The 21,456-nt window shown below is 70.0% G+C and carries 20 protein-coding genes; 11 read left to right on the plus strand and 9 right to left on the minus strand.

Annotation, left to right across the window (positions count from 1 at the left end):
* Window positions 1–51: 51 nt before the first annotated feature.
* Window positions 52–1,299 (minus strand): ROK family protein, encoded by a 1,248-nt coding sequence (locus tag ACFY0D_RS37980; RefSeq protein ID WP_390802442.1) that lies wholly within the window; start codon window positions 1,297–1,299, stop codon window positions 52–54.
* Between the two features lie 56 nt (window positions 1,300–1,355).
* Here ACFY0D_RS37980 and ACFY0D_RS37985 point away from each other — a divergent pair, with 56 nt between their 5' ends.
* Together ACFY0D_RS37985 and ACFY0D_RS37990 are read left to right on the plus strand one after the other, a co-directional pair.
* Window positions 1,356–2,459: a Gfo/Idh/MocA family oxidoreductase gene (locus ACFY0D_RS37985; RefSeq protein ID WP_390802443.1), complete on the plus strand. Its 1,104-nt coding sequence runs from the start codon at window positions 1,356–1,358 to the stop codon at window positions 2,457–2,459.
* Window positions 2,460–2,553: 94 nt separating this feature from the next.
* Complete coding sequence (locus ACFY0D_RS37990) at window positions 2,554–3,792, plus strand: ALF repeat-containing protein (RefSeq protein WP_390802444.1); 1,239 nt, start codon at window positions 2,554–2,556, stop codon at window positions 3,790–3,792.
* Window positions 3,793–3,874: 82 nt separating this feature from the next.
* Here ACFY0D_RS37990 and ACFY0D_RS37995 read toward each other — a convergent pair whose 3' ends face one another.
* The 4 genes from ACFY0D_RS37995 to ACFY0D_RS38010 all read right to left on the minus strand — a co-directional run bounded on the left by ACFY0D_RS37995 (window position 3,875) and on the right by ACFY0D_RS38010 (window position 6,979).
* Window positions 3,875–4,732: a fumarylacetoacetate hydrolase family protein gene (locus ACFY0D_RS37995; protein ID WP_351163557.1), complete on the minus strand. Its 858-nt coding sequence runs from the start codon at window positions 4,730–4,732 to the stop codon at window positions 3,875–3,877.
* 123 nt (window positions 4,733–4,855) lie between these two features.
* The gene (locus ACFY0D_RS38000; protein ID WP_390802445.1) at window positions 4,856–5,602 is read right to left on the minus strand and encodes a YidC/Oxa1 family membrane protein insertase; all 747 of its coding nucleotides are present in this window, start codon (window positions 5,600–5,602) and stop codon (window positions 4,856–4,858) included.
* Window positions 5,603–5,716: 114 nt separating this feature from the next.
* Complete coding sequence (locus ACFY0D_RS38005; protein WP_390802446.1) at window positions 5,717–6,067, minus strand: DUF6412 domain-containing protein; 351 nt, start codon at window positions 6,065–6,067, stop codon at window positions 5,717–5,719.
* 96 nt (window positions 6,068–6,163) lie between these two features.
* Window positions 6,164–6,979 (minus strand): class E sortase, encoded by an 816-nt coding sequence (locus ACFY0D_RS38010; RefSeq protein WP_390802447.1) that lies wholly within the window; start codon window positions 6,977–6,979, stop codon window positions 6,164–6,166.
* A gap of 56 nt (window positions 6,980–7,035) precedes the next feature.
* Between ACFY0D_RS38010 and ACFY0D_RS38015 the strand changes: the two genes are divergently transcribed.
* From ACFY0D_RS38015 to ACFY0D_RS38040, 6 genes are all read left to right on the plus strand, one after another.
* The gene (locus ACFY0D_RS38015; RefSeq protein ID WP_390802448.1) at window positions 7,036–8,040 is read left to right on the plus strand and encodes a tetratricopeptide repeat protein; all 1,005 of its coding nucleotides are present in this window, start codon (window positions 7,036–7,038) and stop codon (window positions 8,038–8,040) included.
* Window positions 8,041–8,203: 163 nt separating this feature from the next.
* Window positions 8,204–9,730: an ATP-binding protein gene (locus ACFY0D_RS38020; protein WP_390802449.1), complete on the plus strand. Its 1,527-nt coding sequence runs from the start codon at window positions 8,204–8,206 to the stop codon at window positions 9,728–9,730.
* 18 nt (window positions 9,731–9,748) lie between these two features.
* Window positions 9,749–12,688 (plus strand): Z1 domain-containing protein, encoded by a 2,940-nt coding sequence (locus ACFY0D_RS38025; RefSeq protein ID WP_390802450.1) that lies wholly within the window; start codon window positions 9,749–9,751, stop codon window positions 12,686–12,688.
* Between the two features lie 93 nt (window positions 12,689–12,781).
* Complete coding sequence (locus tag ACFY0D_RS38030) at window positions 12,782–13,759, plus strand: NaeI family type II restriction endonuclease (protein ID WP_390802451.1); 978 nt, start codon at window positions 12,782–12,784, stop codon at window positions 13,757–13,759.
* Between the two features lie 2 nt (window positions 13,760–13,761).
* Window positions 13,762–14,595, plus strand: a complete 834-nt coding sequence (locus tag ACFY0D_RS38035) for an HNH endonuclease (protein WP_390802452.1) — start codon at window positions 13,762–13,764, stop codon at window positions 14,593–14,595.
* A complete protein-coding gene (locus tag ACFY0D_RS38040; protein ID WP_390802453.1) occupies window positions 14,588–15,028 on the plus strand; it encodes a very short patch repair endonuclease in 441 nt (146 codons plus the stop codon). Before ACFY0D_RS38035 ends, ACFY0D_RS38040 begins: the two co-directional genes overlap by 8 nt.
* A 14-nt stretch (window positions 15,029–15,042) precedes the next feature.
* Here ACFY0D_RS38040 and ACFY0D_RS38045 read toward each other — a convergent pair whose 3' ends face one another.
* Window positions 15,043–16,125, minus strand: coding sequence for a DNA cytosine methyltransferase (locus ACFY0D_RS38045; protein WP_390802454.1), 1,083 nt, complete (start codon window positions 16,123–16,125; stop codon window positions 15,043–15,045).
* Window positions 16,126–16,285: 160 nt separating this feature from the next.
* On the opposite strand from ACFY0D_RS38045, the gene ACFY0D_RS38050 reads away from it, so the two are divergent.
* Window positions 16,286–17,035: an HNH endonuclease gene (locus ACFY0D_RS38050; protein ID WP_390802455.1), complete on the plus strand. Its 750-nt coding sequence runs from the start codon at window positions 16,286–16,288 to the stop codon at window positions 17,033–17,035.
* 192 nt (window positions 17,036–17,227) lie between these two features.
* Here ACFY0D_RS38050 and ACFY0D_RS38055 read toward each other — a convergent pair whose 3' ends face one another.
* A complete protein-coding gene (locus ACFY0D_RS38055; protein ID WP_390802456.1) occupies window positions 17,228–17,524 on the minus strand; it encodes a hypothetical protein in 297 nt (98 codons plus the stop codon).
* A 39-nt stretch (window positions 17,525–17,563) separates the two neighbouring features.
* Window positions 17,564–17,755 carry a hypothetical protein gene (locus tag ACFY0D_RS38060; RefSeq protein WP_301370831.1) on the minus strand — a complete coding sequence of 64 codons (192 nt, stop codon included), beginning with the start codon at window positions 17,753–17,755 and terminating at the stop codon, window positions 17,564–17,566.
* A gap of 185 nt (window positions 17,756–17,940) precedes the next feature.
* Between ACFY0D_RS38060 and ACFY0D_RS38065 the strand changes: the two genes are divergently transcribed.
* Window positions 17,941–18,477 (plus strand): GNAT family N-acetyltransferase, encoded by a 537-nt coding sequence (locus tag ACFY0D_RS38065; protein WP_390802457.1) that lies wholly within the window; start codon window positions 17,941–17,943, stop codon window positions 18,475–18,477.
* Window positions 18,478–18,511: 34 nt separating this feature from the next.
* Window positions 18,512–19,579, plus strand: a complete 1,068-nt coding sequence (locus ACFY0D_RS38070; protein WP_390802458.1) for a hypothetical protein — start codon at window positions 18,512–18,514, stop codon at window positions 19,577–19,579.
* Here ACFY0D_RS38070 and ACFY0D_RS38075 read toward each other — a convergent pair.
* The gene (locus ACFY0D_RS38075) at window positions 19,549–20,871 is read right to left on the minus strand and encodes a DUF445 domain-containing protein (protein WP_390802459.1); all 1,323 of its coding nucleotides are present in this window, start codon (window positions 20,869–20,871) and stop codon (window positions 19,549–19,551) included. The two genes, ACFY0D_RS38070 and ACFY0D_RS38075, sit on opposite strands and share 31 nt — an antisense overlap.
* Between the last annotated feature and the right edge of the window lie 585 nt (window positions 20,872–21,456).

A 21,456-nucleotide genomic window follows, 5' to 3' on the forward strand; every position in this document is an offset into this window, starting at 1 on the left:
TCAGCCCCGCCGAGGATTGAGGCTCGGGGCCCGGGGCCGAGCCCCGGTCCTTCAGGCCCGCTGCCCGAACGTCGGCCCGAGCGCCAGCTCCGCCGCCCCCTCCGCCACACCCGCCCCCGCCAGGGCGACCACCGGCCGGGCCGGATCCAGCGCACGGGCCGCGAGAACGGCCCCGACCCCGGCCACGAAGACCTCCGGCGCCGCCGCCACCACACGCCCGCCGAGCAGCACACGGTCCACGTCCAGCAGCGCGACCAGGTTGGCCGCGCCCTCGCCCAGGATCCGTGCCGCCTCGGAAAGATCGCCTCGGGCCACCGCCCCCAGGCACAGCACCTCCACGCAGCCCCGCGCCCCGCACCGGCACGGCGGGCCGTCCAGCAGGAGCACCTGGTGGCCGAACTCCCCCGCCGCCGAGCGCGCGCCCCGGTAGACCCCGCCGCCCAGCCACAACCCCGCACCGAGCCCGGTCCCTACGTGCAGGTACACGCAGGTGCGGGACCCTCCACCGGCATACGCACCGGCGGATGTGGCTGTGGCTGTGGCTGTGGTTGTGACTGCAGCCCGCCCGGCGCCCATGTCCCGCCCGGCGCCCATGTCCCGCCCGGCATACGCATCCATATCTGTGTCCGCGTCCACGTCCGCGTCCGCGTCCGGCCAGGCAGCGCGGAGCCACGCCCCGGCGGCCGCGGCCGCACCGGCGTTCGTGTCCTTGTCCAGCAGCACCGGCAGGCCCAACCGCCCCTCCAGCACCCCCCGCAGCGGAAAGCCCTTCCAGCTCGGGAACCCCGTCACCCGCCCCATCGCCCCGGCCCGGTGGTCGAGCGGCCCCGGTGCGGCCACGCCGACGCCCAGGAGCGGCAGCCCTGCCGGGTCCCCGACCCTCGCGACCGCCCGTACGACCGCCTCCACCGCCGCCTCCGGGCCCGCCCCGAAGTCCAGCGGGCCACCGCTCTCGGCGACGACGCGGCCCGCCAGGTCCACCCGTACCGCACGGAGCTCGTCGCGGTCCAGGTGCACTCCGACCGCGTGACGTGCGTCCGGCACCAGCCGGAGCAGCGTGACCGGCTTGCCACCGGTGGACGCCGCGCGGCCGGCCTCCACGACCAGCCCGTCCGCGCCGAGCCGGGCCGTGATCTTGCTGACGGCCTGCGGGGTCAGACCCGTACGGGCCGCGAGTTCGGCGCGGCCCAGGCCCGCCGGGCCGGCGCCGCGCAGCAGATCCAGCAGCAGCGCCTCGTTGTACCCGCGCAGCGCCGGCAGGTTCACCCCGCCGCGACTCTCCCCGCTACCCCTGTTCACCCGCCCATTGTCCACCCTCCTTGCACTTTGACAACAGTGTCGCCAAAGTGGTCCCCATGAGCACCCCCGCCCCCTCCGCCCCCCTGCGCGTCGGCCTCATCGGCTACGGACTCGCCGGCTCCGTCTTCCACGCCCCCCTCGTGGCCGCCACGGACGGGCTCGCCCTCGACACCGTCGTCACCTCCGACCCGGCCCGGCAGGCCCAGGCCCGCGCGGAGTTCCCCGACGTACACATCGCCGCCACCGCCGCCGAGCTGTGGGACCGGGACCTCGACCTGGTCGTGATCGCCTCCCCCAACCGGACGCACGTCCCGCTCGCGACCACCGCCCTCGAAGCCGGCATCCCGGTGGTCGTGGACAAGCCGCTCGCCGCCACCGCCGCCGAGGCCCGCGCGCTGGCCGCCCTCGCGGACCGCAGCGGCACCTTCCTCTCCGTCTTCCAGAACCGCCGCTGGGACAACGACTTCCTCACCGTGCGCCGCCTCATCGCCGACGGCGACCTCGGCGAGGTCCAGCGCTTCGAGTCCCGTTTCGAGCGCTGGCGCCCGCAGCTGAAGGGCGGCTGGCGCGAGTCGGGCGCCCCGGAGGAGATCGGCGGCCTGCTGTACGACCTCGGCAGCCACGTCGTGGACCAGGCGCTGGTGCTGTTCGGCCCGGCCGTACGGGTCTACGCCGAGGCCGACCTGCGCCGCCCGGGCGCCGAGACCGACGACGACACCTTCATCGCGATCACGCACGCGAACGGGGTCCGCTCCCACCTCTACGTCAGCGCGACCACCGCCCAGCTCGGACCGCGCTTCCGCGTCCTGGGTTCGCGGGCCGGCTACGTGAAGTACGGCCTGGACCCGCAGGAGGGCGCCCTGCGCGAGGGGCTGCGTCCGGACGGGGACCTGCCCTGGGGCGAGGAGCCCCCGCACCTGTGGGGAGTCCTCGGCTCCGGCGAGTCCCCGCTGACCGGCGGCGGGATCCCCGTTCCGACCGAGCAGGGCGACTACCCGGCGTACTACGCGGCGGTGGCGGCCGCGCTGCGCGCGGGCGGGCCCGCGCCCGTGACGGCGCGCGAGGCCGCGAACTGCCTCGACGTACTGGAGGCGGCCCGCCGGTCGTCCGAGGAGGGCGTGATCGTGGAGATTCCCGCCACAGTGTCCGATTCTGACTGAAAATCGAAGCTCGGGTGGCCGGTGATCGTTCTATTCTTCTCGACGATTGAAGATCATTAAAAAGATCGTCGACGTCGTGAAGAATGGATGACCTGTGAAGCTGACCCGGATCGCGTCGGTCGCCGCCGCCGCCGCGATGGCCCCGGCCGTCCTGCTCTCCTCCCCCGCCTTCGCCGCCGACGCCGTGTCACCGGCCACGCCGTCGGGACCGACCGCGCCCGACCAGGCGCCCGACGCCCCGAAGGCCGGTACGGACAAGGCCGGTACGGACAAGGCTGCGGCCGAGAAGTCCGGGGAGTCCGGGAAGTCCGGGGACGACGAGCAGGCGGCGAAGGACCGGGCCGCGATCAAGGCGATCCTGGCCGACCCGGCCAGCGGTCGGGGCGTGCGCGAGGCGGCGCAGAGGGCCCTCGACGGGACCGCCGCGGACATGCGGCGCTTCCTCGACGTCACCTGGCAGAAGGAACAGTTCACCGACGACCGGGTCCGGGTCGCCCAGCTCCACAGCACCGGCGGTGTCGCCGTGAAGCGCGAGGCCGAGAAGGCCCTGCGGGCGAACACCCACGCCGCGCTGAAGGAGTTCCTGACGACCGGGCAGCACACGGCCCGGTACGAGGACGACCAGGTGGAGCTGTTCCGGATGCTGAACGGCGCGGGCCGGGGCATCCGCGAGGCCGTCGTGAAGCTGCTGCGCGACGGGACGCCGGAGCAGGTGCGCCAGTTCGTCGCGGTGGGCCAGCACTCGGTCCGCGCGAGCGACGACCGCGTCGAGCTCTCGCGGATGCTGCTCGATGCCGGACCGGGCCTGAAGGCGGCCGTCGAGGCGCTCCTCGACGGGCACCCGTCCCACGCGGAACTGCGGGAGTTCGTGAAGAACACCCAGCACGCGCTGCGCGACACGGACAACGAGGTGCTGATCTCCTCGATGCTGAACGGAACCCCCGGACCGGAGCTGAAGAAGGCTGCCCTCGCCGCGCTCAAGGGCACGGCCGCGGACCGCGCCGCGTTCCTGAAGACCGGCCAGCACGAGGCACGGGCCAAGGACAAGGCCGCCGAGGAGCCGGGCACGGGGACCGGCACGGGCACGGGTACAGGAACCGGCACCGGCACGACCCAGGTCGTGACGACGGGTACGGGTACGGGTACGGGTACGAGCACGGGCGGCGGCAGCAACAGCAACCTGACCGTGGCGGGCGGGTCCGGCCGGCTCGCGAGCACGGGCGCCGACGACGCCGAGAACGCCTGGCTCGCGGCCGGCAGCGCCGCCGCGCTCGCCGCGGGCGCCGCCCTGGTGCTCGCCAACCGCCGTCGCCGCATGTCGGCCGAGGGCTGAACACCCCGCACGCACGGGTAAGGGGCGGGGCCGCCGATGGCGGCCCCGCCCCTTCCACGTCGGCTTACGCGTCCGCGTCCGGCTACGCGCCCTTGAACTCCTGGCGCTGACGGCCGAGACCCGTGATCTCCACCTCGACCACGTCACCGGCCCGCAGGTAGGGCTTCGGCTCCGGCTGGCCCATGGCCACGCCGCCCGGCGTGCCGGTGACGATGACGTCGCCCGGGTACAGGGTCATGAAGTGGCTCAGGTACCGGACGACCTCGCCGACCGGGAAGATCTGGTCCGAGGTGTTGCCGTCCTGCTTGAGCTCACCGTTGACCCACAGCTTCACGTCCAGGACCTGCGGGTTCGGGACCTCGTCGGCGGTGAGCAGCCAGGGGCCGAGCGGGGTGAAGGTCTCGCAGTTCTTGCCCTTGTCCCAGGTGCCGCCGCGCTCGATCTGGAACTCGCGCTCCGAGACGTCGTTGACCAGCACGTACCCGCCGACGTGCGCGAGCCCCTGCACGGCGGAGTCCAGGTAGCGGGCGGTGCTGCCGATGACGACGCCGAGCTCGGCCTCCCAGTCGGTCTTCACGCTGCCGCGCGGGATCAGCACGGTGTCGTCGGGGCCGACCACGGTGTCCGGGGCCTTCAGGAACAGGATCGGCTCGGCCGGCGGCTCCGCGCCGATCTCGGCGGCGTGCCCGAAGTAGTTCAGGCCGATGCCCACGACCTTGCCGATGCGGCCGACCGGAGCGCCGATGCGCAGGCCTTCGGCACTCAGGACCGGAAGCTCACCGGACTCGGCCGCGTCCCGTACCCGGGTCAGCACGGAGTCGTCGGCCAGCAGGCCGCCGTCCACATCCGTGATCAGGCCGGACAGGTCACGCAGGGTCCCGTCCCGGTCGAGCAGCGCGGGGCGTTCCGACCCTACGGGTCCGACACGCAGCAGCTTCATGGGCATTCTCCCGTGGTCGTGGGTGGTCGGCCCGGGGGCGTGCCCAGAGCCGGCCGATGGGTTGCGGCCATCGGAGGATTTGGTCGATCCTCCAAGATGTCCACCCAATCCGCAAGACCCTGTTCACAGACTGGAACGCTCGCCTCCACCCATCAGCTGCTCCGCCCGCTCCTTGCGGTACTGGAGCCAGGCCCGCTCCGCCACCGACCACGCGGTGGTGGTCAGCAGGTACAGCCCGGCGGCCAGCGGCACCACGGCGGCCGTGATCAGCGTCCCGAACGACAGCAGGGGCAGTACGCCGCCCAGCTTGCGCATGACCTCCTGCTGCTCGGCACTCACCTCGGCCATGACCCCGACCCCGGGCTTGGCCCCGCCGCCGACCCCGGGCTTCTTGGCAGCAGCGGCCTTCTTGGGGGCGGTGGCCGCGGCGGCAGCTGCGGCCACCGCTGCCGAGGCAGCCGTCCGGCGCCCCCGCACCGCGCTCCACGCGGCCACCACCGCGATCGCCCCGAACAGCCCGAGGAACACCAGCCCCTGCGCCCCGACCAGACCGCCCTCGCCCAGCGCCTCGGTCCACCGGGCCCCCAGCGGCGCGGCGAAGAGCCGGTGCCCGAGCAGCTCGTTCGCCTTCCCGCCCACCTCGGCGGAGGAGAACGCCTGGTACATCACGAAGAACACGGGCAGCTGCAACAGGATCGGCAGGCACCCCGCAGCAGGAGTCGCTCCCCGGAAGGCGGCCCGGCTCAGGGGGTGCAGCGCGAGCCGTACGAGCACGGTGAACAGCACGATCGCGGCAGCGGTCGCGGACTGCGCCAGCACCGGCTCAAGAAGCCGGCCCAGCTCAGCAACAAGGTGGGTGAAAACGGACACGCGGGCCCTCCGGAGGGTCTCGTCGAACGTCGAAAGAGATGCATTTCGGCGTGACGACCCGCGAGGGGCGACAACAGTGATCAGTCAGCAGAAGGCGAGAAGTACTGCGCGCCCCTACGCGGCCGTCGGGACGAGACGGCCGGGCGCCCTGGGCCTCGACCGGCCGGAGGCATCGGGATCACGCTGCGGCAGGAAAGCCGTGCGCTGCTCGCGATCACGGATCGCGGTGCGTATTCGGTGCGGCGGCACGGGCCGCACGAGCCGCGCGGCGGCGGCGAGAGCCGCGGTGCCCACGGCGACGGTGGCCGCGAGGGCGACCACCACGGCGCCCAGCCCGCCCTCCCCGGCGAACAGCCCGAGGATTCCCCCGAGCAGCACGAGCGGGAGCAGCACGGCAAGGACCCGCGAGGTCCGCGCGTACAGGGCGAAGGACAGCAGTCCGCCTTCGCGTCGTTGCCGAGCCATACGGACCTCCCCCTCTCCACTCCCGCGCACGAACTCCCGTACGACATCGATGGTAACCGGGCCCACCGGCAGATCCATCGGCCGCAAGTATCGAGGTCAGGAAGACTTGAGTAGGGTCCCCCAGACCACCAGCCGGTACTTCGAGGTGTACTCGGGCGTGCAGGTGGTGAGCGTGATGTACGCCCCGGGCTCGCTGTACCCCTGGTCCGGCTTCACCACGCTGCGCGGCACGGGCGCGATCACCCCAGTGTCCCGCTCGGTGGTCTCACCGAGGATCTTCCCGACCACGTACGTGTACCGGCGCCCGCGCATGTCGACGATCAGCTCGTCGCCCGCCCGCAGCCGGTTGATGTACCGGAACGGCTCGCCGTGTGTGTTCCGGTGCCCGGCCAGCGCGAAGTTCCCCTGCGCCCCGGGCCCGGCGGTCCCCGGGTACTGCCCGGCGTAGCCCTTGTCCAGGACGGCCCGCTTGTCGACGCCCTGCGCGACGGGCACGACGAGCCCGAGGCGCGGGACACGCAGCACGGCGTACGCCCGGTCCCGCTCGGAAGGCCCGGCGGCGGGCCGGGCGGCCCGGGTCGCCGCGGGCGCCGCCCCGGAATCCGCCGGCCCACTCGGCTCCGGCCCCACCACCGGCCCGCCACCGCCACCGCCATCGGCCCCGGCCCCGACCTCGGCCTCTCCACCGACGACGGGCCCCTCACCCCACGCCCGCTCCAGCGCCTGGACCTGCTCCTGCGCGGCAGCCGCGGCCTGCCGATTGGTCCACCACACCTGATGCACCACCAGCAACAAGACCACCACCCCCACGGTGACGATCAGCTCGGCGCCCGCCCACAGCACCCCCGCGAGACCGGCCCGGCGCCCCCGCCGGCCGCTCCCCTGCACCACCACAGGTACGCGATCTCGCACGGGCGGCACCCTAAGTCCTCCCCCGCCAACTGACCAGCGGCAGTACGGTGTGAACCATGCGCCCCGACACGCCTGCCGAGCACATCGCCGAAGCCGAGCGCCTCATCCGCACGGCGACCCGCTACCCCGAGGACCAGGAGCCCTTGCTCCTCCAGGCCGCGGCCCACCTCGAACTGGCCGACGCACGCGACCGGGCGAGTGCCCTGTACGACCAACTCCTCTCCTCCTCACCCGCCGACCCCCACCTGATCAAGGCCCTGCAGGCGGCGAACCTCTGGGAGTACGGCCACGAGGCGGAGGCACGCGCCCTCATCACCGGCATCCGCGCCGCCTCGCCCAAGGACCCGGCGCCGTGGGAGGTCATCGCGGAAGCCCTGGAGGCCCACGACGAGTTGGAGGCCTCGCACGACTGCTTCACCGAGGCGGCCACCCTCCTCATCGCGGAGGACGACCCGCTGACCCCGGCCACCACCGCCCTCCTCACGGGCCGCCACCGCGTACGCCGCCTCCTCGGGCGCCCGCACGACGACTGGGACATGGTCGCGGACACCCGCCACATCGGCCCGATCCCCCTCGACGAGCTCCACGACCCGAAGCGCATCTGGGCCCTGGGCTCCGACGACCCCGCCGAACTGCGCGCCGAGATCGCCCGCCTGCGCGCCGAACTGGGCGACCGCCGCGCGGCCCTCTCCCGCCCCTTCCCGGTGGCGATCCTGCACTGGCCGCAGCGCGAACTGTCGGAGCTGCTGACCAGCTACCCGACCCTCGCCTCCGAGTACCCCTCGCACGAGGCCCACCTGAGGGAGATCGAAACCTCCCTCCGCGCCCTGGCCGCCTCGGGCACCACGAACCTGGGCATCGTCACGGCGAGCGTCCCCTCCTACGAGGCCTTCGCGGCATCGGAGAAGACCTCCCCGGCCTCCCCGTCCCTGCTGGCCGAATACGCCACAACCCTGGCCGCCCGCGGCAAGGCCACCCCCTGGCCCCCGACCCCCACCACCCCCTGCTGGTGCACATCGGGCAAGCCGTACTCGGAGTGCCACGGCATCCCGCGCAGGTGACCCCGGCCAGCACCACCCCGTACCGCATCCCGGACAGTGGCGTCATAAGGCTGCCTTAAGATCCTCCTGTGCGTTAGCGTCTTCGGACATCCGCAGATATGGAGTGGAAGATCCTCCCCTGCCGGATTCATCCGCCCCTGCGCTCTAGAGGTTTGCCGCTCATATGCCCTATTCACCATCCGGCGACTGGCAGTTCGACATACCCACGCTGGGCAGCAAGCAGCTTCCGCCGGCTGCCCGCTACGTCGAATCACTGGCACACCAGGGATACGGCTTCGAAGCAGCCATTGCCGACCTGGTCGACAACTCGATCGACGCAGGTGCACGCAACGTCGTCGTCAGTTTTCTGCGGGACGGTGACCGGCTCGTCAGCCTGCTGGTCATCGACGACGGCTGTGGCATGGATGATGCTGCGCTCGATGTAGCGATGATCGTCGGAGGCCGCGAGGGCTACGACGACGGGGCGCTGGGCCACTTCGGTGCGGGCCTGAAGGCTGCCTCGCTCTCCCACGCCGGATCCCTCACGGTCATCAGCCGCACCAAGCGCAGCCCCGCTGCAGGGCGGCGCTGGCTGACCGCGCAGGCACAGCAGGACTTCAGCTGCGACATCGTGGACCCGCGGTACTGCCAGGACCTGGTGGACCGCTACGACGGGGTGATCGGCTGGCACGGCACCATGGTGCGGTGGGACAGCGTCCGCGCCTTTGACACGGTGCTCGCCGGCCAGACGGACCGCTTCCTCAATGAGCAGATCGAGAAGCTGGAAACTCACCTCGGTCTGTACCTCCACAGGTTCCTCGCCCGGGACGGCTTCCATATCGACCTCGTCGTAGAAGACGTCCGGACACAGGAGGAGCTCGACCACCGTGGCATAGAGCCGATCGACCCCTTTGGCTACCGGGTCCCTGGACGGGCCGGCTACCCGCGGACGTACACGGCCCCCGTCGAAGGTGTGGGGTCCGTCTCGCTTGAGGCCCATGTCTGGCCGCCGCGCTCCCAGCTGGTTTCCTACCGGGGCATCGGCGCGCTTGCGGACCGGCAAGGCTTCTACATCTACCGCAACGACCGGCTCGTACAGGCCGGAGGGTGGAACGGCATCCGTGGGGCTGAGACGCACCACAACCTTGCACGAATCTCGCTCGACCTCCCGTCCTCCCCGAACAGCGTGTTCAGCCTGACGGTGAAGAAGGACGGGGTCAGCGTCACGCCGGCGTTCGCCCGCGGCATTGAGAAAGCAGTCGATGCCGCCGGACACACTTTCGCTGCGTATCTCGCTGAGGCAGAGGCCGCCTACCGCGAAGCCGCCAAGCGCTCAGCAGAGGTGCAGCGCACCAGCGCCGTCCCGCCCGGGAAGGGCATCGACCCCAAGCTCAAGCGTGCGCTCCGTGACGAGCTGCCACAGATTGAGGGGGAGGACCCGATCACCTTCCGCTGGGAGGCGCTTCCGCCGGATGTCTTCTTCGATATCGACCGCGAAGACCACGTCGTACGGCTCAACAAGGAATACCGCCCGGCCTTCAACAGTGGCCGGCGCGCGGGCGCCAACGACGCCCCAGTGCTGAAGGGGCTGCTCTACCTCATGCTCGAAAAGAACTTCCGGCTGGGACGTTCCAGCGCCCAGCGGAACGATGAGATGGCCTTGTGGAACAGCGTGCTCCTGTCCGCTGCTCGTTGTGAACTGTCCCGCTGACTGGAGCTGTGGCCCCCTGTGACTGATCACCTGCTTAATCTTCACACTGACGCACTCGGCGCCATGCGACGCGGCCCCAAGGGATTCAGCCGACTCGCAGCCGGGCTGTCCGAGACGGACGACGGCCACGAGACGGACCTCGAGATCTTCCGGGCTCGCATCCTGGAGAGCGACGCCGGACTGACGACCCTCTGGAGCCGTGCCCTTTCCCAATGGGACGCCGCCATCACGGCTGACTGGTCCAGCGCACCGCCTTGCTCGGATGAACGGCGCGCCGACGCGTACGCGCGTCTGGGCTTCGATGCCGATCTGGCCAAGTCCCTGGACGCTGCGGCCCCTGTCGACAAGGGCCCCCAGCCCGTCGTGATCAGTGAGAGCAACCAGGCCTGGTACACCCGGGACAAAGCCGTGTCCCGTGCCTTCTACTGGCCAGCGTACGAGAACCTGCTCCGTACCAAGGGATGGAGCGAGCCGGCCATCACCAGCCTCGGCGAGGCTGCCCACAACGTGGTGGAACGCCTCTCCGATCCAGCCCGTCCTGAGGCCTATGCCGCCCGCGGTCTGGTCGTTGGATACGTCCAGTCAGGCAAGACCGCCAACTTCACGGGTGTTATTGCCAAGGCAGTGGATGCCGGATACCGCCTCGTCATCGTGCTCGGCGGCACGCTCAACCTGCTGCGCGGCCAGACTCAGCGACGGCTCGACATGGAGCTGATCGGCCAGGAGAACATCCTCGGCGGGGCCGACCCCACTGATCTCGACGCGCTGGTCGGCGTTGACTACCAGGACGACGAGGACTGGCCCGGGAAGTTCGTTTCGCACGGCAGCAGGCCTTCACATCTGGGCGCATTCGACCTGGAGCGTCTGACGACGAAGGACAAGGACTACCAGTCGCTGGAACGGGGCATCCGAGCCCTGGACATCGAGAAGGTGGAGAAGGCCCTCCCTCTCTACGATCCCGCAAACCTGCACCCTGCGGCAGCCCGCATCATGGTCGTCAAGAAGAACAAGTCCGTCCTGACCAAGCTGGTGAACGACCTCAAGAAGATCGGTCCGATCCTCGGCGAGATCCCGGCGCTCATCATCGATGACGAGTCCGATCAAGCATCAGTCAACACGACAGACCTGAGCAAGTGGGAAGAAGGCAAGGAAACCCGGTCCGCCATCAACAAACTGGTGTGCCAGCTTCTGGGCCTGATGCCACGCGCCCAGTACATCGGCTACACCGCGACTCCGTTCGCGAACGTGTTCGTCGACCCCGACGACTCTGCGGACCTCTTCCCGCGTGACTTCCTGGTATCGCTTCCCCGCCCTGTCGGGTACATGGGTGTGGAGGACTTCCACGACCTGGCCTCTGACCTGCCCGCCAGTGAGCGTACGGTCGCCAATTCCCAGGAAGCCGCCCACGTGCGCGGCATCGACGCCAGCACGGGTGACCGTCTCCTGGAAGCCGTGGACGCCTTCGTCCTGGCCGGTGCCATGAAGCTCTACCGGTCGGCAAAGGGGGTCCCCGACGGACCGTTCCGGCACCACACCATGCTGGTTCACGAATCAGTGCGTGTGGCGGACCATGCCGCGCTCGCGGGGCGCATCAGGAAGCTGTGGGATGACTCGTACATGAGCAGTGAGTCCCACCTCCGCCTGGCCGCGCTTTTCAACGCGGACTACATGCCGGTGTGCGACGCCCGGAGTGACGGACTGCCCGTTCCCAACTCCTACGAGGAACTGCGCGCCCATGTCAGCCGCGCCCGGCAGCTCATTGGGGCCGGCGGAAATCCCGTCATCATCGTCAACGGAGCGAACGAGAAGGACTACGCGCAGCCCGGTCTCGACTTCGACCGCACGCCGAACGTCTGGAAGATCCTCGTCGGTGGCACCAAACTGTCCCGCGGTTTCACCGTGGAGGGTCTGACCGTCACGTATTACCGGCGGAAGACTCAGCAGGCCGACACTCTGATGCAGATGGGCCGCTGGTTCGGTTTCCGCCCCGGCTACCGGGACCTCGTCCGCCTCTACATAGGCCGGGAGGAGCCTCACGGCAAGGACAAGTTCCTTGATCTGTACGAGGCGTTCGAGGCAATCTGCCAGGACGAGGAAGCATTCCGCTCCGAGCTCACTCAGTACGCACAGATGATCGACGGCGAGCCGCAGCTGACACCTCGCAGGGTGCTCCCGCTGGTCTCCCAGCACCTCGGCCTTGTGAAGCCGACGGCACGCAACAAGATGTTCAACGCCGAGCTCACAGAGATCCGCTCACCGGGTCGGCCGATCGAGCCTGCTGCCTACCCCAGGGACCCGGCGAGGATCGAGGCCAACGCGAAGCGCTGGCAGCCGCTCTTCCATGTATTCGGCGGAACCCGGCAGACGCTGGACCTGCCCCCGGACGAGACAAGCCCCCTCACCAGGACCTTCGAGGCGACGGTCACTCTTGTCCCGCACGACAGCCTGGTCAGCGTCCTGCGCCAGCTGGAGTGGGAAGGCGAAAACCACTTCGAACCCCATCTCAACTACCTCTCCAAGCTCAACGGCGAACTCGCCAAGGTAGACGACTGGCTTCTTGTCGCACCGCAGATGACGCCGAACCGGCGGATCGAGGCGAGTGTGCTGGGCTCGGCCCCGACTTCGCTGGTCAGGCGTTCACGCCAGCTCGACAAAGCCGCGTTCGGCCGTATCTCCGGTATGGAGCACCGGAGATGGGCCGAGTCACTCATCAAGGACGCAGGCCTGGGCAGCGAGAGTGTGCGGGCCCGTGCGCTGGGCCTGGGCCCGCGCACCGGCATCGTGCTGCTCTATCCGGTCGTGGAGGCGTTTAAGGACGCTGCGCTCCTGTCTGTTGTCACGGACGGCGTCGCAGACCCGAAGCGCGTCATCATGGCGTTCACCGTGGTCTCACCCACCGCAGCCAACGACTCCTCGCGCCGCCTGCTCCGCTATCAGGCAAAGCGTTCAGGGAACTGACGCAGCCGGCACGGGCAGCCCTGGATGGCATCGGGGCTGCCCGTGACCGCTCGCGCAGTGCCCACGTGTACACATCTGACAAGGAGCAGTCCCTTGCTGCCTCTCGATATTTCAGCAGCGGCCAACATCCACTCCCAGGCCCTCCTGGAGAGTGACCCGGAGTTGCAGGCGGTGCACAAGCACCTGACCCGTCTCGACCCGTCGGGGCAGCGCTTCTCCGCGGTTCTCCGCGACACGATCGATCAGCTGCTCAACGGTGAGGTAACTGGCCGGTACGACTGGAAGACACTCTTCAAGACCGAGAAGACCCATGCCGGGACACTCGTCGAAATCAACCTGCAGCGCGAATTCAGGTTCGACGATGGAATCGATATGGACTACAGCATTGCGGGCATCGACGTTGACTGCAAATACTCCCAGCAGTTCGGCGCCTGGATGATTCCGCCGGAGGCTGTGGGGCATCTGTGCCTGCTCGTCTGGGCAGATGACTACACGAGCCGCTGGAGTGCAGGGCTGCTGCGCATAGAGGAACAATGGCTGAACCGCGGAACCAACCGGGATATGAAGCTGACGGTGAAGGCCGAACACCGCAACAAGATCCTCTGGCTTTCGCACCAGGAAACCCTCCCGGAAAACGTACTGCTGCACCTCCCTGCAACCACGCGGGACGCCATCCTGTCGCCCTCGTCCGGGCAGAAACGCGTCAACGAGCTCTTCCGGCGGGTCCAGAACCGGAGGATCGGCCGAGGCGTGGTACGCACCGTGGCCCAGCAGAGTGACTACATGGCTCGCGTGCGAGAGGCCCAGGGACGCGCACGCACCGTGCTCCGCGAAGAAGGCGTGCTCATCCCCGGTCACTACAGCAGCCACCAGCACATCGCCCGGGCTCTCGGGGCACAAGTCCCCCGCCCCGGAGAGCTCGTCAGTTTCCGTGTGGCACAGGCCAGTCCACACCACGGGGACCGGCCTCGTGTCGATCTGGATGGCCGGACCTGGGTGCTCGCAGACGATGACGACCCTGTGGAGATCGCACCGTTTCTTCCCAAGCACACAGAGAACGACAAAAGCTGATCATGTCCAAGGTTTCAGACCGCCGTCTTCCCGATCCCGATTCCCCTGAAATATACGATATGTTCCCGCTGGAGAGCGTGCGGCAACTTTACGGATTCCTGCACGGGCGACGCGACTCGCCGCCTACCACACGGGAAATTCACGCATTCGCTGCCGGCAGCTTCGGTGCACAGTCGGAGGCCATCCGCAGGCTGAGATCCATCCGGGACTGCTTCGTAGTTCAGTGCACCCAGACAGGCAGGATCCACCGGTACCGACTGCTCGGCTGGAAGGCTGACGCCCCTGACGCAATGCGCGGGACCCTCGACCTGGCCACACGGGCGCGCATCCTCGCTCCCGGGCGCTGCGCGCAGTGCGGGCGGACTCCCCTAGGCGACGGAGTCAAGCTGCACGTCGACCACAAGATTCCCATCTCCTGGGGCGGGGAGGACGACGATGACAACCTTCAGCCCTTGTGTGAGGAGTGCAATCTGGGCAAGCGGGATTTCTATGCAACCTACGACTCACACTCAGAGGCAATCCGAAACGCCACGAAACACGATGAACCGCACGGCAGGATTGGCGAGCTCCTCAAAGCCCTTGAAGGCGAATGGGTGCCCTCGGATCTCATCAGCATCGTCGCCTCGATGAAGCAGCACCAGGATGACTGGCAGCGGCGGCTACGCGAACTCAAGGTTCTTGGCTGGGTTTACCATAATCGTGTCACCCGGCCAGCAGGCAGCAGGCGAGCACTCTCTGAGTACTGCCTCATGGAATGGGCGCCATGGCCCGAGGGGTCAATCCGTGCCGCTATCGAAGAGGGAAAGCGCAGGAAGCGGGCCAGAGAGAATGACTGAAGACTGGACGCCGCCGACCGGCTCCTGGGCTTCCTCAGCAGCGCGGCGCAGGAACATGCAGGCGATCCGCAGCAGGGACACCAAGCCTGAACAGCTAGTGCGCCGTCTGGTACACGCCCAAGGGCTCCGCTACCGGGTCGCAGCGAGACCCCTGCCCGACCTTCGCCGGACGGCCGATATGGTCTTCCGTCCGGCGAAGGTGGCCGTCTTTATCGACGGATGCTACTGGCACGGCTGCCCGGAGCATTACGTGCCGCCCAAGACCAACAGTGGCTACTGGTCGAAGAAGGTGCTCGGAAACGTGGCCCGCGACAGGGACACGGACGAGCACCTCAGAGCTGCCGGGTGGACCGTGCTCCGCTTCTGGGAGCACGAGCCTCCGGAGGACTGCGCGCTGACCATCGCTGCGACGGTCAGCCGCCTCCGCCGCTGACGGGATCCCGGCTGTTAGGCCGTTTCCCCCACCATTCTCTTCTGCTCCAGCGCCGCCCTGATCCGCAGACCAACGGCTTCAGCTACTGGCGGCGGGAAGGCGTTCCCCACCTGCCGGTATGCGGCGGTCTTCCTCCCCCGGAACTGCCAGCTCGGGGGGAAACCCTGAATGATCGCCGCCTGCTCGACGGTTAGCTTGGGACCAGCCGCGGCGAAGAGATCTCTGCCCTCGTCGGTGATCTTGTCCCAGTCATTGGCCACGCCCATGCCGCAGACTCCGAGCTTTCCCCATGCCTTCTTGGCGCGGGTCGGGCCAAGGTCAGCTCCGCCATGCTTCTTGGAACCGCCGACAAGGGTCGGAGCGATGTCCGTGTCCGCTGCGGCGAACCACTCCTTGAACGCCTCCTGTGCTCCAGGAGCCGAGGACTGCTCAAAGCGGTGGCGCATCGTCTCCTCCAGCGCCTGCCCCACCGTGACCTTGGTGATTTCGTCCTCAGCGACCTCACTCGCCGGCTTGAACGGAACGAAGTACGGGGCGTACTCCGGCAGTAGTGCAACCAGGATGGCCCTCGGCCGGAGCTGCGGAACTCCGAAGTGCCAGGCTTCCAGCACCTCCCACATGCACACCTCGTAGCCGGCGTCCTTCAGGCGCCGCTGGATCGTGTTCTCGCGGTACTCCCGGAACTTCTCCCGGGGTTCGAGCAGACCGCGCACATTCTCGATCATGACGGCTTTGGGGTGCAGATCCTCGACCATCTTGAGCATGGTCGGGAAGAGGTCACGCTCATCGTCCTGCCCCAGCTGCTTGCCTGCCGCGGAGAACGGAGGGCAGGGCACTCCACCGGCAAGCAGCGAAAGCTCTCCGTACTCCAGGCCCAGCTCGGCCACATCAAACTCGGTCAGGTCCCGCTGCAGAACGCGGCAGCCATCCCAATCAGCGGTATTGGCCTTGAGGGTCGTGACCGCGTTTTCGTCAATCTCGATCAACGCATGATGCTTGAACCCGGCACGGTGCAGCCCCAGGGCCTGGCCCCCTGCCCCGGCGCAGATCTCCACCGACGTGAACCCCGACTCCGGCTCCGACTCAGTGCTGGTCATGCACCCTCCTTCCAGACTTGCGCGACGGACACACCTTGCAATCCGTCCTCACAGAGGGTGACAGACCCCACTGACAACGCGACCCTCACAAGTGTGCGACACGATTCGGCTTGCCCTGTACTCCCCACAGACGCCAACGAACATTTATACGATATTCGCCATGCGTAGCCCCTCGTGGACATGGGACGAATTGCTGCTGGCCTGCGCGCTCGTCGTCAAGAACGGCTGGCGCGAGCTGCGGGTCGGTGATCCCGCTGTGACCGAGCTCTCCGACCTGCTCCGGGCCCTGCCTCTGCCTGAGCGCACCGGCCTGGCCGACAGCCTGCCCGAATACAGGTCTGCTGGAAGTGTCTCCCGCAAGACCACAGATCTTGCTTCCAACCATCCTGGCTACCCGGGCAAGCCCACAAAGGGCGGGAAGCTGGACAAGCTGATCATCAAGGAGTTCCTGGCCCGCGAGGCCGCCATGCTGCAGGCCGCAGACGCTATCGAGACCGGCATCGGCTCGGGTCAGCTTGCCCTGATCCCTGAGCAGCCGGACGAAGCAGACGAGGACGGAACAACGGCGGCGGAAGGCCGCCTGCTTGCCCGGTGGGCCATCTCCCGGGAGCGGAATCCAGCACTGCGCAAGGGCAAGATCGCCCAGGTCCGGAAACTGGGGCTGCCCCTGCGCTGCGCGGTCTGCGCCTTCGACTTCCGTTCTGCTTACGGAGCGCTGGGTGACGGATACATCGAAGTGCACCACGTGCTGCCGCTCCACATTTCCGGCCCGCGCGAAACGAAACTGAACGATCTCGCTCTGCTGTGTGCCAACTGCCACCGCATGTGCCATCGCAGCCACCAGGGGGCGTCCTGGCGCACCCCCGACGAGCTGAAGACGGAAATGGAGCGGTCCCGAAGCAGGCAGTGAGACAGGAACGCCGCGGTCACGAGCGGCCGGCTGAAGCTGATGCGGCGGGGCCGGCCCGCCGCGGTGGCTCACCGCGAATCGTGCTGCTGTGTGGTGCGGCGGCATGCATGCAGTCTCCTGCGCGTCCGGGCTGCCTCCTGCGGATCGAGCGGGCCGGGCATGATCCGAAGGGAGCCGCCCGGCCGGGCAGCCCTAGCGGTCCGCCGTCGCGTAGGCGGCCATGGCTACTGCGGCTGCTGCCGTGAAGACCGCCGGCCAGGCGCCGATCTTCTTCGCCAGGGGGTGTGATCCCGCGAACGCGGCGACGTAGGCCGCGCCCAGGAGGGCCGTCGTCGTCGGGGTCGTGCGGCGGTGCCATTCGCGGGCCGCCAGGGTGCCCGCGGCCGCGAGGACCACGCCGCCGAGCGGGCGTACGCCGGTCCAGCGGGCCGTGGCGTAGCCGCCGACCAGGCCGGCCGCTGCTACTGCCGAGGTGGGAATCTGCGCCATCGTGGGGTCCTCCAGCCGTTCGAACGTCTCCGGACGAGGCTAACGCGCCCGCCGCGTGAAGCGGCGCGCGGTCGTCACGCCCAGGACCACGACGCCTCCGCCGAGGACGCCGGGCGGGACGGTGTCCTGGACGGCGCGGGGCAGGACCGCGATGACGCCCAGGGTGATGAAGAACGCCACCGCGCACGCGGCGAGGCCGACCAGGGCTTTGCGCAGGAGAGAGCTGGACACACGGGTTCAACGCCGGTCCGGTGGACGGCGATACGGGCAGGCCGGGCCACGTACGGAAGTCGGATTTGTCGCACACCCTCCGGATCCGCGCAGGTGCCCTCCGTGGAACCTCCCCGGCGTAGATTCACTCTCCTACACGGGCGATACGACCCAAGCCACCCAAGCCGGCCCAAGGAGCTGCAAACGTGATCTGTTATGGACCGGCCGTGCTGGACCTGTCGGACGAACTGGCCGACGCCTACAGCGAAGTGTTCTCCGCGCCTCCGTGGAACGAGGACGAAGAAACCATTCGCCAGTTCTCCCTCCGGCTCCAGGCCGACAGCCGCCGTGCCGGTTTCCGCACCGCCTTCGCGCAGTCGCCCGCGGGCATCGACGGCTTCGCCACCGGCTGGCTGACCCCCAAGGCCTTCCCCCGCGACCGCGGCTACGGGCAGGTCTCCGCGCAGCTCGGCCGGCAGCGCGTACGGGAACTCCTCATCGGCGCCCTGGAGATCGACGAGCTCGCCGTACGCCCGCACGCGCGCGGGAACGGCACCGGGCGCACCCTCCTCGCCGAGATCACCGCCGACGCCCCCGACGGCCGAGCCTGGCTGCTGACCGCCCGGGTGGCCACCGACACCGTCGCCACCTACCGGCGCCTCGGCTGGCACGAGGTCACCCCCCTGCCCGGCACGCAGAACGGCGTCGTCGTCTTCCTCGCCCCGGACCACCCCTCGGCCTGAGCATCGCGCACGCCCCACCGGGCATACCCGGGGCATGATCACCGCACTCGCCCGTACCGCCCAGCGACAGCTGAACATGGCCACCTACCACCAGCTCAGGCAGGCCGGGATCCCGGCCGCCACCATCAGCGGCCGCAGCCGCCGCGAAGGGCCCTGGCAGCGGCTCCTGCCACGGGTGTACCTCCTGCAGACCGGCCCGCCGGACACCAGGCAGCAGGCGCTGTCCGCCGTCCTGTACGCCGCCCACCCCGCGGCCGATCCGCTCTCCGGGGCCACCGCCGCACTCACCGGCGGCGCCGCGCTCGCGCTCCTGGGCATCCGCGACGCCCCGCCCGGACCGCTGGACGTCCTCGTCCGCGCCCCGCGCTCGCCGGCCGCCGCAGGCCGGGTCCGGCCCTGCCCGACCTCGCGCTGGCCCGCCACCATCCACATCTCCGGCGTCCCCAGCGCCCGCCCGATCCGGGCCGCCGCCGACTTCGCGGCCCGTACGGACGATGCCGATCTGGTGCGCTCCGTACTGGCCAACGTCGTCCAGGGCGGCTGGTGCCACCCGCACGACCTGCACGCCGAACTGCGCGCGGGCCGCGTCCGCGGCCGCCCCGCCGTACGGGCCGCGGCCGCGGAGCTGGTCGCCGGGGTCCGCTCGATCGCCGAGGGCCGCGCACGCGAGACCCTGGCGGCGACCGACCTCCCGGCCCCGCTCTGGAACGCCCGCCTCCACGCCCCGGACGGGGCCTTCCTCGCCAGCCCGGACGCGTACTGGCTTGAGGAGGGCGTGGCACTGGAGATCGACTCCGCGGAGTACCACTACACGCGCGACGCCTGGCAGGCCACCCTGCACCGGCGGCTGCGCCTGGAATCCCGGGGCGTCCTGGTGGCCAGTACGACCCCCGGGCTCCTGCGCGACAGACCGGCGGACGTGATCGCCGCCCTGCGCGCGCTCCTGGTCCTGGGCGCCGCCCGCCCCGCGCCCCCGCAGGTCACCACCCGCGGGCACACCCAGCTGGAACTGCCGCTCCCGCCGGCCTCGGCCCCGCCGCTCTCGGCCCCGACGGTCTGCGCCCCGCCGGCCTACGCCCCGAAGGCGCGGGACACCGTGTAGATCAGCAGGCCCGCCAGGGCGCCGACCACCGTGCCGTTGATACGGATGAACTGCAGGTCACGGCCGATGTGGGCCTCGATCTTGCGGGAGGTGTGCTCGGCGTCCCAGCCCGCCACCGTGTCCGTGATCAACGAGGTGATCTCGGTCCGGTAGGTGGTGACGACGTAGACGACCGCGCCCTCGATCCAGCCCTCCACCTTCGCCTGCAGACGGCCGTCGGTGGCCAGGCGCGCACCGAAGGAGATCAGCGAGGCGCGGACCCGCAGGCGCAGCTCGCTCTGCTCGTCCTCCGCAGCCGAGATGATCATCGACCGGATCGCCGACCACGCGGAGGCGATGACGTCCTGGACCTCGTCGCGCGCCAGGATCTCGGACTTGAGCCGCTCCACCTTCGCGCGCGTCTCCGTGTCCGACTGGAGGTCGGCCGCGAAGTCCGCCAGGAAACGGTCCACCGCCCCGCGCGCCGGATGCTCGGGCATGTCCCGCATCTCCGTGACGAAGCGGAGCAGCTCCTTGTAGACACGCTCGCCCACCTTGCGGTCCACGAACCGCGGGGTCCAGCCGGGCGCGCCGCCCTGGACCGCGTCCGTGATCGAGGCCCCGTGCGTGACGAGCCAGTCGTGGGCCTTGGCGCAGATGAGGTCGACGGCCCGGCGGTGGCCGCCGTCCTCGACGACCCGCTCCAGGGTCTTGCCGATGCCCGGCGCGATCTCTGCGGTCTCGGCACGCCGGGTGATGGCCTCGCCCACGACGGCCTGCACGTCGGAGTCGCGCAGCACGGTGAGCGCGCCGCGCAGGGCGGCGGCCAGCTCGGCCGTGACCCGGTCGGCGTGTTCGGGCTCGGCGAGCCAGGAGCCGAGGCGGCCGCCGATGCCGAGGGCGTGGAGGCGGGCCCGGACCACGTCGGCGGAGAGGAAGTTCTCCCCGACGAACTCGCCCAGGGAGACGCCGAGCTGGTCCTTCTTGGTCGGGATGATCGCGGTATGCGGGATGGGCAGGCCGAGCGGACGCCGGAAGAGGGCGGTCACGGCGAACCAGTCCGCGAGCGCGCCGACCATGCCGGCCTCGGCCGCGGCGGCGACGTACGCGGCCCAGCCGCCCGCGCCCCAGGCGTGCTGGGCGTACTTGGCGAGTACGTAGACCAGCGCGACCAGGATCAGCAGACCGGTCGCGGTGGCCTTCATCCGGCGGACCCCGCGGCGGCGCTCCTCGTCGGCGGCGCTGAACACGAACGCGCCGCGGGTGGGTGGTGGTGCGGTTCTGGTACCTCCGGTGGTGCTGCGGTTCTCCACGTGCTCCTGCCTTCCCCCGGGGGCGCCGGTTTTGTCTGCATAGCATCCGACTCCTGAGCGGGGCGAGGAGTTCCCGCCACGCCAGTCCGCTCCCGCGGGGGTTGCGGTGACAGCCCAGGGCACCCCGGACCCCCTCGGGCCTACGGCCGGGTCGCTCCCGAGTGATACCCACGGGCTGCGCCAGTCCGCTCCCGCGGGGGTGGCGGTGACGGCCCGGGGCACCCCGGACCCCCTCGGGCCTACGGCCGGGTCGCTCCCGGGTGATACCCGCGGGCTGCGCCCGGGGCCTCCCTGCCCACGCCAGTCCGCTCCCGCGGGGGGTGCCGGTCCGAACGCACCCGCACGGCCCCGGGTACCCCCGGAACCCTCCGGGCCCACTGGAAGGGCGCTCCCGCGCGTACCCACCCGGGCGGCGCCCGGGGCTCCCCACTCTGCCGGGCCGGTCCGCAACCGGCCTGCGGGCCGGGATCCGTGCTCGGTGGGGCTGGTGCGCGGGGCCGGGGAGGGGTGTCTCCTCGGCTCGGCGCGTGCGGGCATGTCTCGGCGGTACCCGGCGGTCGCGCGCTCGTCCTGCGGGGACACCCC

This window comes from Streptomyces sp. NPDC001502 (genome assembly GCF_042894785.1).
Lineage (GTDB): Bacteria > Actinomycetota > Actinomycetes > Streptomycetales > Streptomycetaceae > Streptomyces > Streptomyces kutzneri.

Coding starts and splice junctions, on each gene's coding strand:
- ACFY0D_RS37985 (WP_390802443.1), top strand. CDS start 1,356: ATGAGCACCCCCGCCCCCTCCGCCCCCCTGCGCGTCGGCCTCATCGGC.
- ACFY0D_RS37995 (WP_351163557.1), bottom strand. CDS start 4,732: ATGAAGCTGCTGCGTGTCGGACCCGTAGGGTCGGAACGCCCCGCGCTG.
- ACFY0D_RS38005 (WP_390802446.1), bottom strand. CDS start 6,067: ATGGCTCGGCAACGACGCGAAGGCGGACTGCTGTCCTTCGCCCTGTAC.
- ACFY0D_RS38015 (WP_390802448.1), top strand. CDS start 7,036: ATGCGCCCCGACACGCCTGCCGAGCACATCGCCGAAGCCGAGCGCCTC.
- ACFY0D_RS38020 (WP_390802449.1), top strand. CDS start 8,204: ATGCCCTATTCACCATCCGGCGACTGGCAGTTCGACATACCCACGCTG.
- ACFY0D_RS38035 (WP_390802452.1), top strand. CDS start 13,762: ATGTCCAAGGTTTCAGACCGCCGTCTTCCCGATCCCGATTCCCCTGAA.
- ACFY0D_RS38040 (WP_390802453.1), top strand. CDS start 14,588: ATGACTGAAGACTGGACGCCGCCGACCGGCTCCTGGGCTTCCTCAGCA.
- ACFY0D_RS38045 (WP_390802454.1), bottom strand. CDS start 16,125: ATGACCAGCACTGAGTCGGAGCCGGAGTCGGGGTTCACGTCGGTGGAG.
- ACFY0D_RS38050 (WP_390802455.1), top strand. CDS start 16,286: ATGCGTAGCCCCTCGTGGACATGGGACGAATTGCTGCTGGCCTGCGCG.
- ACFY0D_RS38055 (WP_390802456.1), bottom strand. CDS start 17,524: ATGGCGCAGATTCCCACCTCGGCAGTAGCAGCGGCCGGCCTGGTCGGC.
- ACFY0D_RS38070 (WP_390802458.1), top strand. CDS start 18,512: ATGATCACCGCACTCGCCCGTACCGCCCAGCGACAGCTGAACATGGCC.